Origin of the sequence: Nocardia sp. NPDC050406 (genome assembly GCF_044459025.1) — a bacterium.
Taxonomy (GTDB): domain Bacteria; phylum Actinomycetota; class Actinomycetes; order Mycobacteriales; family Mycobacteriaceae; genus Nocardia.
Genome location: NZ_JBITIM010000002.1, coordinates 600,841 through 613,267 on the forward strand (window position 1 = coordinate 600,841; position 12,427 = coordinate 613,267).

Consider the following 12,427-nt stretch of genomic DNA (forward strand, 5'->3'; position numbering starts at 1 on the left):
CGACCGACCGCATGTCCGAGGCGCTGGCCGAGGCCGTGGACGTCATGGACCGGCTCTGGAATTTCGGTGGCTGGGAGGTAACCCAGACCCACGATTCGCTGCGCCCCTACCTGCTGGAGGAGACCTACGAACTCCTCGACGCCATTCAGCACGAGGACGCCGCGACCATTCGGGAGGAGTTGGGCGATCTGCTGCTGCAGGTGCTGTTCCACTCCCGAATAGCCGAAGCCGCAGGCGAATTCACCGTCGCCGACGTGGCCGCCACCCTGGTGCGCAAGCTCACCCACCGCAGCCCGCACCTGCTCGACGACTCCATCGGACCCGATGCCACCCCCGAGGAGAAGATCGCCGCGCAGGAGGCCGCCTGGGAGGAGCGCAAGACCGCCGAGAAGTCCCGCCGCTCCTGCCTCGACGGCATCGCCATGGCGCAACCGGCGCTGGCGCTGGCGGAAAAGGTGTTGTCGCGCAGTCGAAAAGCGGGGCTGCCCGACTATCTGGTCCCCGACGCCCTGCGCGTGGTGCACCTTGAGCTCGGTGACAGCGCCGAGGAGCGGCTGCGCAAGGCCACCCTCGCCTTCGCCGCCGATATCCGCACGGCCGAGGACACCGCCGAAGAGACCCGCGGCGCGCGCGAGCCCCTCACGGCGGAGGACTGGGTGCGGTTCTGGCCGCGCGGCTGACCGCTCACCCCTCGGACAGGTACCGCTCCACGGACTCGACCTTGGCGGTCATGGCCCCCGTAACCCCCGGCCGCAGATCGGCTTTCAACACCAGACTGCATCGCGGCGAGGCCGCGAGCACGGCATCGGTGGCCTGTTTGACCACGGCCATCACCTCGTCCCACTCACCCTCGAGGGTGGTGAACATGGCATTGGTCTCATTGGGCAGCCCGCTGGCGCGCACCACCCGAACCGCCTCGGCGACGGCGCGGCCCACGTCCGCGCCGACACCGAGGGGCGTCACCGAGAAGGCGACGATCATACGTTCACGCCGTAATCGCGGGCGATACCCGCGAGGCCGGAGGCGTAGCCCTGGCCGATGGCGCGGAACTTCCACTCCGGACCGTGCCGGTACAGCTCGCCGAAGACCATGGCGGTCTCGGTGGAGGCGTCCTCGGTGAGGTCGAAGCGGGCGAGTTCGTTGTGCGTGGCCGCGTCCACCACGCGGATGTAGGCGTTGCGGATCTGGCCGAACGACTGCCGACGGTTCTCGGCGTCGTGGATGGAGACCGGGAAGAAGATATTGGTGATCGTCGGCGGCATACCGGCCAGATCGACATTGATCACCTCGTCGTCACCCTCGCCCTCACCGGTGAGGTTGTCACCCGTGTGCTCGATGGTGCCCTCCGGTGAGCGCAGGTTGTTGTAGAAGATGAAGTGCGCGTCCGAGAGGACCCGCTGATTCGATCCACACGCCAACGCGCTCGCATCCAGGTCGTAGTCCGCACCGGTGGTGGTACGCACGTCCCAACCGAGTCCGACCTGAACCTTGGTCAGATTGGGGGCCTGCTTGGACAGTGAAACATTTCCGCCCTTGGCCAGGGTGACGCTCATGATCTCCTTCCCCGCGGTCCCTTCGAACCGCATCCCTCCACGATTATGGTCGATATGCGGACCTGTTGTGGGCGTTCATTTCTCAAATGGCGCTTCGGACCGGATCCACTGCGCAGATCCGATCAGTTGCGTTCGGTCACCAGGCTGCGCAGCGTCGCCACCCGCTCCTCCAGGTAACGCAGCTCAGACGGGTCGAGCACGGTGCGCTGAATACCCGTCGCGACCGCGAAGGCCGACTGCCGGTGATCGTCGATGGCCGCCACCTCGATGGCGACCGCCACATAATCCGGTGCGCCGGGCAGCGGGTCGGCAACCACCTCGGCGGTGCCGCGGGCGCACAGCGCCACATCGCCGCCGCCCAGGATCAGCAGCGCCACCCCGGGCCGCTCGCGCAGCCGGGCCAGCGATCCGCGATCGTGTTTGAGGCTCAGCAGAATTCGTCTGTCACCCGCGCGGACCGGCCAGGAGACCGGAATGGCATGCGGCGCGGGATCGGTCGTCACGAGTACCGCGATGGTATCGAGCGGCCACTCCGGAAGCGCGTCCAGTTCGGGATGGTCTGTCGAGGGCTCATGACGTTCTTGGGCTCGCGTAACCATCATCGTCACCTCACGATCGAGTAAGCGCAGCGGGCTGGACTGCGCTGATTGCAGTGTAAGCCGTTGTCGCGCCGCTCCGCTGGGGACGCGGATTCCCGCACCCCCTCCCGCCGCTCCGGTAACAGATGGGAAAACACCGTCCGAGCTGGGCCCATTTTGTTTGACTAATGGTGACCATAGGTTGCATCATTCGTTGCAGTTCCTCGTCCAGACGAGGTCGCGCGAGTAACCGGTCGATGACCGCCCGGTGAAGATCGTCCGCCATGTCGTCGGCACATCCGACGGGCGTCGACGAACGCAGCAACTGTCCAGCAGACGCGCACCAGGTGCGGTGCGCTCCCAGGGGATTTCGCGATCCCGACTACGGCGCGGGGAACTCGGTCCGACGGCGGTGCCGTCGGTGTACTCGGCATGAGGTGATAGGTGCGACAGAGCGGAGAACGGTGATGGTGGATATGGGCGTGGGGCAGCCGGACGCGGTGGAGATGGTGGCGCGGTCGACGGTCGCGAATCTCACCGTGTCGACGGCGGTGGTGGAGGATCTGCGGTACCTGCGGGCGGAGCTGATCGCCGCCGAGCTGCCGTTCCTGTTGGTGCGTGACGCGGATCATCGGTTGGTGCTGGCGGTGGACGCCAAGCACCGGGCGGCGCTGCGGCGGGTGCTGGGAGCCGCGATGGTGGCGGGCTTCACCTGCAACGAGAAGAAACACAATGTGTTTCGGCTCGGCCGCGACCTGGATCCGGCGCATCATGTCGAGCTCGAGCTGTGGGAGTACCACGGCGACACCGTGGAGTGCCCGCGCCCGAATGCCTTGACCCGCCCCGTGTTCGACCTCGCCGATGTGGAGCACACCACGGTGCTGCTCTACGACGCCAACTGGCCGACGCTGGCGGGCATGTTCAGCCCGCACCACACCGATGTCGGCTTCGATATCGATATCGTCTTCTCCTGGGTGGACGGCTCCGATCCCGAATTCCGTGCTCGCCGTGCGGGAATGCTGGCACAGGTGGTGGTCGGCGAGGGTGACGACGCCGATGCCCGCATCCGCCAGATCGACGAATTGCGCTACGCGCTGCGATCGGTGCACAAGAACGCCCCGTGGATTCGACGCATCTTCATTGCCACCGATTCTCCGGTGCCGGACTGGTTGGCCGACGATCCGCAGGTGACGATTGTCCGTGCGCTGGACCACTTTCCGGATATCAGCGGGCTGCCGGTCTTCAATTCCCATGCGGTGGAATGCCAATTGCAGCACATCGAGGGATTGAGCGAGCACTTCCTCTACTCCAACGACGATATGTTCTTCGCCCGCCCGGTGCGGCCCTCCATGTTCTTCACCCCAGCCGGAATCAGCCGCTTCATCGAGGCCGATACGCGTATCGGCCCGGGGTCGAACAATGAGCGCCGCAGCGGATTCGAGAATGCCGCGCGCGTGAATCGCGCTCTGCTGCAACAGCGTTTCGGGCATGTCATCACCCGGCACCTGGAGCACACGCCGGTGCCGCTGCGCCGCAGTGTGCTGCACGAGATGGAGCGCGAATTCGCCGCGGATTTCGCGCGCACCCGCACCAGCCGCTTCCGCGCCGCCACCGATATCTCGGTCACCAATTCGCTGTACCACTACTACGCGCTGCTCACCGGGCGCGCGGTACCGCAGGAGGCGGCCAAGGTCCGCTATGTCGACACCACGCTCTACACCGGCCTGGCGCTGCTGAGCGGGCTCGAACGCCGCCGCAACGTGGATTTCTTCTGCCTCAACGACGGCAGTTTCCCGGAGGTCCCCGAGACCGAGCGGGTGCGGGCGGTCTCGGAATTCCTCGACGCCTACTACCCCGAACCCGCGCCGTGGGAGAAGCCGGATGTCATCGCCGGATCGATGAGCGCCTTCGAATCCGGCGCGGCCTGAATCGAATTCAGCTCACCGTCTTGCCGTCGGCCTCCGGGGTCGCGGCCCGGCGCTGGACCACGTGCGGGATACCGGCCGCGGGCGGAATCACGATTCCGGCGTCGGCCAGTTTCTTCGCCGCCTGCTCCGGCGTGGCGGGCTGGCCCACGGTGGGGCCGACCCCGAGCGGCACCACCGAGTGCACCACCGTGTCCGGGTAGATGTGCACGTAGTTGAAGGCCTGCGCGGCGTCACGGCCGCGCAGGCCGCCCTGGGCCACCGACAGGTCCTGGCTGTAGCAGGTCGCCGAGGCCACCGACACCGGAATCCCGGCGAAGGTGGCATTGGTGGAGAAGTGCAGGTGCCCGGCCAGAATGGCGCGCACATCGGTGCCGTCCAGCACGTCGGCCAGGCGGCGCTGATCGCGCAGCTCCACGGTGACGGCCAGATCCAGCACGCACGGCACCGGCGGGTGGTGCATGGCCAGAATGGTGCCGAAGGGCGCGGGCTCGGCGAGCACGTCGCGCAGCCAGTTCAGCTGGGCGTGGCTGATCTCGCCGTAGTGGTGGCCGGGCACGGTGGTGTCGAGCACCACGATGCGCAGACCGTCGAACATGTGCACCCGGTCGTACGGTGCGGCCGAACCGGTTTCGTCGAGCAGGCCCTCGCGCATGGCGGCCCGGTCGTCGTGATTGCCCGCCACCCACACCAGCGGCGCGCCGATGCGCTCGGCCCACGGCTGCACCAGCTTGCGCAGTTTGGCGTAGGCGAGCGGTTCGCCGTGGTCGGCCAGATCGCCGGTGAACACGATGGCGGTCGGGGTGATCCGGCTGGCCTCGGCCTGCTCGAGTAGCTCGGCCAGGCGCTGTTCGGCGTCGACGTCGCCGTACAGCTCGGCGTCGGCGGCGATCAGATGGGTGTCGCTGAAATGGAACAGCACATGATCGGGTCGTGGGTACTCGGCGACTCTCGAGATGTACACGGACATCCTCCCCGGCGGTTTCGTATTCGCCCTTGGCTTGCCGATTCCGTCGGCCAGAATAGCGAAGCCGTTTCTTTCAGCGTGCCCGTGCCCAGTGACGACATGCTTGCGAGAAGGTGAGATTTGCGTGTCGGCTCAGCGACCGAGGCTACCCGCCAGCACCCGGGGATGTTCCTGCTCACGCGCATCGAGCAGGGCGAAGTATCGGCGCAGCATCAGCACAGCGGTGACGGCGAGTCCGGCGGTCAGACCCCACCAGACACCCGCCGCCCCGAGATGCAAGGGGTAGGCGAGCAGTAGCGCCGTGGGCAATCCCACAGCCCAGTAGCCGATCAGGGACAGCCGGAAACCGGCCTTGGTGTCCTTGAGGCCGCGCAGCAGACCCACACCGATGTTTTGGGCCGCGTCGAAGAATTGCAGCACGATGGCGATGATCAGCAGGGTGTGCGCCAGCGCCACGGTATCGCCGTTGGCGTCCTCCAGGAACGGCTTCAACACCCAGTCCGGCACCAGCACGTAGGCCGCGCCGGTCACCGCCACCACGATGGCCGCGTAGCGCAGCGCCAGCCACGCCACCGACCGCGCGTGTCGGTACTCGTCGCGCGCCACGGCCGTGCTCACCAGGATGGAGGAGCCGTGCGAGAGCCCGATCGCCACCTGGAACACGATGTAGACGATCTGGTAGACGACATTGTGCGCCGCCAGCGCCGCGGCGCTGATACTGCCCATGACCAGCGCCAGCACCGAGAACATGCCCGCCTCGGAGCCGTAGGTGAGCGCGATGGGCGTGCCCAGCCGCAATTCCTCACGCACCGTGGCCATATGCGCGGGCCACATCCGGATCGGCAGTGTCGCACCGAGTTTCGGATCGCGGCGCACCATGGCCCAGAAGACGCCGAAGGTGATCAGGAAGACCAGCGAGGTGGCCACGCCGATACCGGTCAGGCCGAGGGCGGGCAGGCCCAGCCAGCCGTGCATGAAACCCAGTGCCAGAACGACATTCAGCACCACCGAACCCAGCGTCACCAGCAGCAGCGCCTGCGGTCGCTGCATACCCACCGTGTACTGGCGCAGCACCTGGAACCACAGACACGGCAGCAGGCCGGGGGCCAATGCCACCATCATGGGTCGAGCCGCCTCCAGCACCGAGGCGTCCTGGCCCAGCCACTGCAACGACCAGCCCAGGCCGACGAGCAGTATCGCGCCGAGGATTCCGGCCAGCGTCGCGATCAGGAAACTCGACCGCACCACATCGCGCACCTCGTGATCGGCTGGCGCGCCGCGCTTCTCGGCCCGGCTCACCACCGTGGCGACCTGATTGCCGGTGCCCGTGATCAATCCGACGCACATGGTGCGAATCTGGTTGAACAGCACCAGCGCCAGGCCACCGGCGGCGACCTGACGTACGCCGAGGGTGCCCATGAGCGCGATATTGGTGGTGGACACGGCGACCTGCGCCAGCTGGGTCAGCGCGATCGGCGTCGCCAGTGCGGTGAGTCGTCTGCCATCGGACTGCCGGGCGGCGGAGTTCATTTGGCCGCGGCCCCGTCCAACTCTTCGGCCAGCTCCGCAGCGGGGTCCGACTGCTCGGTGGGCAGCACGATGGTGTGCGTCGCGACGGCCGAGCGGGCCGCCAGCACGGCGCGCACCGGTTCGGCCGGGCGGCGACGGGCTTCGGGGGTGTAGCGGTCGAGCATTGCCGCGACATTACGTTCGGTCTCGACGTCGAGCAGATCCCGGTCGCTCATCCAGGTGTCGTCGAAGACGGTGTCGAGGTATTTCTCGCCGCCGTCGCAGACGATGGTGACCACCGTCGAACCCGCCGGGAAGTCCTCGAGCCGGTCCAGCGCCGCGTGGACCGAGCCGCCCGCGGAGCCGCCGATCATGAGCCCGAGTTTGGCGGCCAGCACCCGGGCGGTGGCGAAGGCCGCCACATCGGAGACGGTCACGCCTTCTTTGAGCAGCCCGAGGTCCTCGGCCACGATCTTGCCCGGGTCCGCGCCCTCGGGGGTGCCGGTGCCCGACTGCCAGTAGGGTCCGGCCGGGCCGCCGAAGGCGATCGAGCCGACCGGCTCCACGCCGTAGAGCAGCGGCTCGTGGCCGCGCTCGCGCAGCCGCCGGGCGGTGCCGAACATGGAGCCGCCGGTGCCGACCGCGGAGATGAGCACATCCACCGTGCCCAGCGCGTCGAGCAGTTCGTCGGCGAGCGCGTAGTAGCCCAGCGCGTTGGCGTCATTGTTGTGCTGTTCGGTGAAGAACGTATTCGGCCGCAGCCCAGCGCTTTTCGCCGCCGCGCATTCCTCGTTCGCCATTTTCTCGGCGAGTTCCTCACGCGCCGAGGTGGACAGGCTGTCGTCGCCCTCCTCGGCGACGAACACCAGTTCGGCACCCATGGCTTTCATCGCTCGCAATTTGTCCCGGCAGGCGTGGTTGTCGACCACCGCGGTAAAGCGATACCCGCGTTCGGCCGCCACTACCGCCAAACCCAGTCCGGTATTTCCGGATGTCGATTCGATGATATGCCCGCCGGTTGCCAGCACCCCGCGCTGTTCGGCGTCGTCCACCATCGCGCGGGCCATGCGGATTTTCGCGGCGCCCGTCGGATTGGTGTTCTCGAGCTTCAGGAACAGCCGGGTGCCGTTGGCGGTGGCGGCCAGTTCGAACAGCGGTGTCTGACCGATCAGGTCTGTCACGCGGGTCGTGACAACCGGCATGAACGTATCTCCTCGCGATAGGGGATGGAAACGGCTGTTCGGCCCGGTTCGGGCACAGCCTGGCAACGCCTCGGAAGAAACTGAGGGCAACCTTAGTGGAAAGGGTTCGGGGGTTCTTGTCTATGGCCGAATTTCGCGTTCGGTGTCACCGTTCATCGGCGGCGATATGCCTGATTCGTGACGTTACTGGCGAGTTCGACGAATCGAGGGTCCATTCGAATCCCGCACCGTCCTCGGCATCGCGCAGCACCACCTTCGGCGGAATGGGCAACTGGTGGAATGCCGACTCATTGCTGTCCATCTGATAACCCGCCGTATTGGGGTAGACCAGGAAATCCCCGGTCACGGCCGCCCGGGGCAGCGGAATCCGGCGTCGACTCAGCATGTCGTCCTCGAGGCAGGACGCGCCGCCGACGCAGGTGGGCGTGACCGTGCCCGGCCGCTGCGGCCACAACGCCGGATCGGGCAGATACTCGCTGTCGAACCACTGCTCGGACAGGCTCAGGCTGGTGCCGTTCGCGGTGAGGAGCAGATACTTCTGGCCGTGCGCGCTCAGCTCTTTCACGCCCTGCACGCGAAAGACGCTGCTACCGGCCCGATCCAGCAGGGCGCGGCCGGGCTCGACGGCCAGCCGAATGCCCTCGCGGCGCAGCCGCCGGGCCAGGCCATTGTGCGCGAGCACCCGCGCCAGCATCTCCGGTCCCGGATTCGGGAAGTGGTACGGGTAATACGAATTGGCGGTGGGGGCCTTCTCGTCGTGGAACCACAGCGGATTCACGCCGTCGACGAAGGTGCGCCACGCCTGGGCGGGCACATAGTCGACGCCGAAACCGCCGCCGATGGAGAGCGTGGTGACCGGATGGCCGAAGCCGCGCGCCTCCAAACAGCGCTCGATCAGCGTCAGCGCCAATTCGGCCCGTGGCGCGTAGTCGTAGCCGGTGAGATGAAAACTGAAGCCCTCCAACCGAACCGACTCCGGGTCGATGCGGGTGATGGCCAGATCCAATTGGTCCTCGGTCAGCCCGAAGCGGCTGCGCGAACCGGGCGGCAGCATCCGCAGCACCACCCGCGCCCGATCGGGCAGCGCGGCCAGCCGATCGAGTTCCTCCAGTGAATCGATGGCGATGATCGCCCGATGGCGGACCGACAGGCACAGCAGCTCATCGCTTTTCGCCGGACCGGTGACCATGAGATCGCCGCCGTCGATACCGCCGCGCAGCGCCGCCACCAACTCCTCGGAGCTGGAAACGTCCACGCCCGCACCGGCGTTCGCGCATTCGGCCACGACGCAGTCGGCCTTGTTGGCCTTCTTGCCGTAGTAGATCGCGCCCACCACACCGGCCTCGGCGAACACCGCGCGGAAGGCGTGGATATTGCGGCCCACCCGGGCCGGGTACATGACGTGGAAGGGACCGCCGGTCGCCAGCGCCATATCGCGCAGCAGGCGCGGATCGGCCAGTAGGGCGCGCTCCCAGGGGTCCCGGTGCGCGGGCATGGGCGCGGCGGTGATGTCGGCACGAGCGCGAACCCGGAACGCGGGATCGTCGGGATCGGCCACCACGGTGAGTTTTTTCGCGAGGTTCGTCAGCGCTCGCTCCTTTCGCCGTCGAGTCGGAAGCTGTTCAGTCCCATAGCGGCACCTGCGTTCCCCGCCCCTCGGCAATGGCCCGGACGGCCAGCGCGTGCGCCACTGCGATATCGGTGAGCACCAAGCCGCTGTTGTAGACGAAGATCTTCTCGTCCTCCGCGATCCGGCCGACCGCGCGGCGGCTCAGGATCTGCGGTAGCTCGGCGTCCACCCGACGTAGTCGACCATCGGGTCCCGCCATATCGGTGCCGGTCAGCGCCATCTGCTCGGCGCTGGTGGCGATGACGCGGTCGGCGTCGCCCAGGGTGGAGGGGGCCAAGCCGTAACCCACCAGCACGGCCACCGCGCCGGGGGCCATATCGCTGGATTCCAGCGCCACCTTGGTGCCCGGTCCGGCGGTCGCCAGAATGACGTCGGCGGAGCGGGCGGCGGCGTAGGGGTCGTCGACGATCTCCAGCTCGGCCTCTGGATGATGGTGCAGTAGTTCGGCTTTCACCGCCGCCAAGCCCTCCGCGTGGGTGCCGTACAGCATGAGTCGGTCGAGCTGCGGATTGGCCGCCAGCAGTTGCGGCAGCGCGTTGCGGCCCTGGGTGCCGGTGCCGATCAGCAGCACGCTGCGCGCCCCCGGCCGCACCGTCTCGCGCACCAGCAGCGCCGAGACCGCGGGCGTGCGCAGCGCGCCGACGCGGGCGCAGTCCATCATGGCGATGGGCAGGCCGGTGGCGTCGTCGTAGAGCGTGATGGTGGTGTAGTAGCGCTTGGTGCTGCGATCGTGGTGCGGATCGAATTTGTACGAGGTCTTCATGGCGACCACCCGGCGGCGGCCGTCGCGGCCCAACATGGCGTAGGCCACCGACCAGCCGTCGGGGTGGGCCACGCTGAGCTTGCGCGGATTATCCGAATCCCCGCCCGCGAAGGCGAGATACGCGTCCTCGACGGCGCGCACCACCTCCGCCGGGCCGATCGGAACGTCCGCGAGATCGCTGCGACTGAGCACTCGCAGCGGGGTGGGTCGGGTATTCACCTGCGATGTCCTAGCTGTGTTCGAAACGGCGCGACGATGCGCTGGCCGTATCCGTCCTCGGCGGCTTCGGCCTCGGCCCGTCGGCGTTGCGGCAGTCGGATGTTCACCCGCTTGAGCCAGCGGTCGGTGCCGTCGTATCGGGGCGTGAAAGGCACCCGTCCGTGCACCACAACGTCATTGTCCACCAGCAGCAGTTCCCCCGGGGTCAAAGCGGCTGTTGTGCAGACCCTTTCGAGTTCGTCCGCCAAATGCTGGTAGGCGGCTCGGAATTCGTCGTCGGCATCCTCGAGTGGGGTGTAGGCCGGATCGAAGCGCAGGGTGAGCCCGTCGACGTCGCCGCCGAGGGTGGGGATGGCGGGGGAGGGCGAGGCGGGGAAATCGGTGCCGTAGGACAGGTCCGGCAGAATCGGCAATCGCGCTTCCCGCAACAGTTCTCGCTGCCGCGCGGCCAACTCGACCCGGCGCACCGACGATACCGTGGTGCCCACGCCATCGGGATTGCGCAGACAGCCCAGCATGAGCAGATTGGCGCGGTCGGGGTGGAAGGCGTCCTCGGTGTGCGGGGCCAGCAGCGCGGTGCTGCTCGCGCCGGTCTGCTCCTGTTCGTGGCCCGGGCTCGGAACGATATTGTTCACCAGCCGCCCGGCCTGTTGGCCCTGCCAGCCGAACGGTTCCCCGGCGCAGCGCGCCAGCAGCAGCATGGCGATATCGAGTTCGAACGAGGACGCGCAGCGGCGCGCGTCACCGCCCCAGGCGGCGGCCTGTTGCCAATCCCGCGGTGTGGGACCGAGTTCGGCGTCGGTGAGCGGCACCGTGCCGATAATGCTGACGCCCGCCGAGGTGGCGGGCGCGCACATGGCTTCGTGGACCGCGTCGGGCAACTCGCGATAGCGGGTTTCTATGTGCCGCAGCAGCACCGGATATGCCAGCGTGTGCGAGATCGCCGGATCGGGGCCGAGTGTGACGGCGATCTCATGGGCGAGGGTGCGGATCGAGCGCGCTGCCGCTTCGGGCAGTTCGCGACGTTCGATAGGTGCGGGGTGAAGCGATTTACGTTCGAAGAGAACGCTTTTCACCGGGGGAGGTCCCTTCTTCGCATCGATGGTGCGCCGACGTTCGATGGTGAAAAGTACACGGCCTGATGAGGTTAGGCTAGCCTCTGTTGGGCAACCGGCGTGTCGCAGATAAATAGCGGGTCCGCATGACAGGGTAGTGCTGAAGAGTAACTGTAGGCTCGAGATCGGGCGATTCCGCGTTCCCGCGACGGCGAATCCTGGCCCGCCGCCGGATTCATCTGGATGATTGATGGAGTGCGTTTCATGAAGGCCGGTGCCGGTGCCACTGTCTCACGCGCCGGGCTACTCGGCGCGGCGTGTTCGTTGTTGCTGCTAACAGGTTGCGGGACAACCGATCTCACCCCGATTCCGGAGGGCTTCCCGCCCGGTATCGGTGCGCCGCTGCCGCTGGTCGACATCGACGCGCCGGGCCGCAGCGCACTGCAGCTGCGCGCCTGGGCCGAAGAGCACGCCGACGGTCTCGGCATCCCGGTGGTGGCCATGGAGTCCTACGGCTACGCCGCCGCCGTCATGGCGCGGGCCAAGCCCGAGTGCGGCATCGGCTGGACCACCGTGGCCGGAATCGCCAGCGTGGAGAGCAAGCACGGCACCCATCGCGGGGCCGATGTCGGCGACGACGGCAAGGTCTCGCCGCCGATTCGCGGTATCGCGCTGGACGGCTCGCCGGGCGTGGCGCTGATCAAGGACAGCGATGGCGGCAAATTCGACGGCGACGCGGTCTACGACCGCGCCATGGGTCCGCTGCAATTCATTCCGGAGACCTGGCAGCGCTGGGGCGTGGACGCCAATGGCGACGGCGTGGTGGATCCGGACAGCATCGACGACGCCGCCCTCACCGCCGCACGCTATCTCTGCGCGAGCGGGGGCGACCTCACCGGACCGGACGGCTGGCAGCGAGCTCTGCTCACCTACAACCAGTCCAACGCCTATATGAACAAGGTCCGCGACCGCGCGGCGGCCTACAGCGTCGGTAGACGCGCCTGACCGATGCGTTAGGCTCGGCAC

General features: G+C 67.5%; 12 protein-coding genes. 3 read left to right on the forward strand and 9 right to left on the reverse strand.

What is annotated here, in order from left to right; translation table 11 throughout:
• The first annotated feature begins 11 nt into the window (after nucleotides 1–11).
• Nucleotides 12–680: a MazG family protein gene (locus tag ACIBH2_RS16040; RefSeq protein ID WP_397120781.1), complete on the forward strand. Its 669-nt coding sequence runs from the start codon at nucleotides 12–14 to the stop codon at nucleotides 678–680.
• A gap of 4 nt (nucleotides 681–684) precedes the next feature.
• Here ACIBH2_RS16040 and ACIBH2_RS16045 read toward each other — a convergent pair whose 3' ends face one another.
• The 3 genes from ACIBH2_RS16045 to ACIBH2_RS16055 form a co-directional block, all read right to left on the reverse strand.
• The gene (locus tag ACIBH2_RS16045; protein WP_397118003.1) at nucleotides 685–981 is read right to left on the reverse strand and encodes an MTH1187 family thiamine-binding protein; all 297 of its coding nucleotides are present in this window, start codon (nucleotides 979–981) and stop codon (nucleotides 685–687) included.
• On the reverse strand, nucleotides 978–1,553 hold the full coding sequence (locus tag ACIBH2_RS16050) for a TerD family protein (protein ID WP_397118005.1): 576 nt from the start codon (nucleotides 1,551–1,553) through the stop codon (nucleotides 978–980). Before ACIBH2_RS16050 ends, ACIBH2_RS16045 begins: the two co-directional genes overlap by 4 nt.
• 122 nt (nucleotides 1,554–1,675) lie before the next feature.
• Nucleotides 1,676–2,056: a hypothetical protein gene (locus ACIBH2_RS16055; protein WP_397118007.1), complete on the reverse strand. Its 381-nt coding sequence runs from the start codon at nucleotides 2,054–2,056 to the stop codon at nucleotides 1,676–1,678.
• A gap of 542 nt (nucleotides 2,057–2,598) precedes the next feature.
• Between ACIBH2_RS16055 and ACIBH2_RS16060 the strand changes: the two genes are divergently transcribed.
• Nucleotides 2,599–4,059 (forward strand): stealth family protein, encoded by a 1,461-nt coding sequence (locus ACIBH2_RS16060; RefSeq protein ID WP_397118009.1) that lies wholly within the window; start codon nucleotides 2,599–2,601, stop codon nucleotides 4,057–4,059.
• A gap of 7 nt (nucleotides 4,060–4,066) precedes the next feature.
• Here ACIBH2_RS16060 and ACIBH2_RS16065 read toward each other — a convergent pair whose 3' ends face one another.
• From ACIBH2_RS16065 to ACIBH2_RS16090, 6 genes are all read right to left on the reverse strand, one after another.
• Nucleotides 4,067–5,020: a phosphodiesterase gene (locus tag ACIBH2_RS16065; RefSeq protein ID WP_397118010.1), complete on the reverse strand. Its 954-nt coding sequence runs from the start codon at nucleotides 5,018–5,020 to the stop codon at nucleotides 4,067–4,069.
• 135 nt (nucleotides 5,021–5,155) lie between these two features.
• A complete protein-coding gene (locus ACIBH2_RS16070; RefSeq protein ID WP_397118012.1) occupies nucleotides 5,156–6,553 on the reverse strand; it encodes an MATE family efflux transporter in 1,398 nt (465 codons plus the stop codon).
• Nucleotides 6,550–7,734, reverse strand: a complete 1,185-nt coding sequence (locus ACIBH2_RS16075; RefSeq protein WP_397118014.1) for a PLP-dependent cysteine synthase family protein — start codon at nucleotides 7,732–7,734, stop codon at nucleotides 6,550–6,552. Before ACIBH2_RS16075 ends, ACIBH2_RS16070 begins: the two co-directional genes overlap by 4 nt.
• 145 nt (nucleotides 7,735–7,879) lie before the next feature.
• Nucleotides 7,880–9,292 (reverse strand): alanine racemase, encoded by a 1,413-nt coding sequence (locus ACIBH2_RS16080; RefSeq protein ID WP_397118016.1) that lies wholly within the window; start codon nucleotides 9,290–9,292, stop codon nucleotides 7,880–7,882.
• 64 nt (nucleotides 9,293–9,356) lie between these two features.
• The gene (locus ACIBH2_RS16085; RefSeq protein WP_397120783.1) at nucleotides 9,357–10,319 is read right to left on the reverse strand and encodes an ornithine cyclodeaminase family protein; all 963 of its coding nucleotides are present in this window, start codon (nucleotides 10,317–10,319) and stop codon (nucleotides 9,357–9,359) included.
• Nucleotides 10,320–10,342: 23 nt separating this feature from the next.
• Nucleotides 10,343–11,422 (reverse strand): TauD/TfdA family dioxygenase, encoded by a 1,080-nt coding sequence (locus ACIBH2_RS16090; protein ID WP_397118018.1) that lies wholly within the window; start codon nucleotides 11,420–11,422, stop codon nucleotides 10,343–10,345.
• Between the two features lie 243 nt (nucleotides 11,423–11,665).
• Here ACIBH2_RS16090 and ACIBH2_RS16095 point away from each other — a divergent pair, with 243 nt between their 5' ends.
• The gene (locus ACIBH2_RS16095; RefSeq protein WP_397118020.1) at nucleotides 11,666–12,406 is read left to right on the forward strand and encodes a lytic transglycosylase domain-containing protein; all 741 of its coding nucleotides are present in this window, start codon (nucleotides 11,666–11,668) and stop codon (nucleotides 12,404–12,406) included.
• The last annotated feature ends 21 nt before the right edge of the window (nucleotides 12,407–12,427 follow it).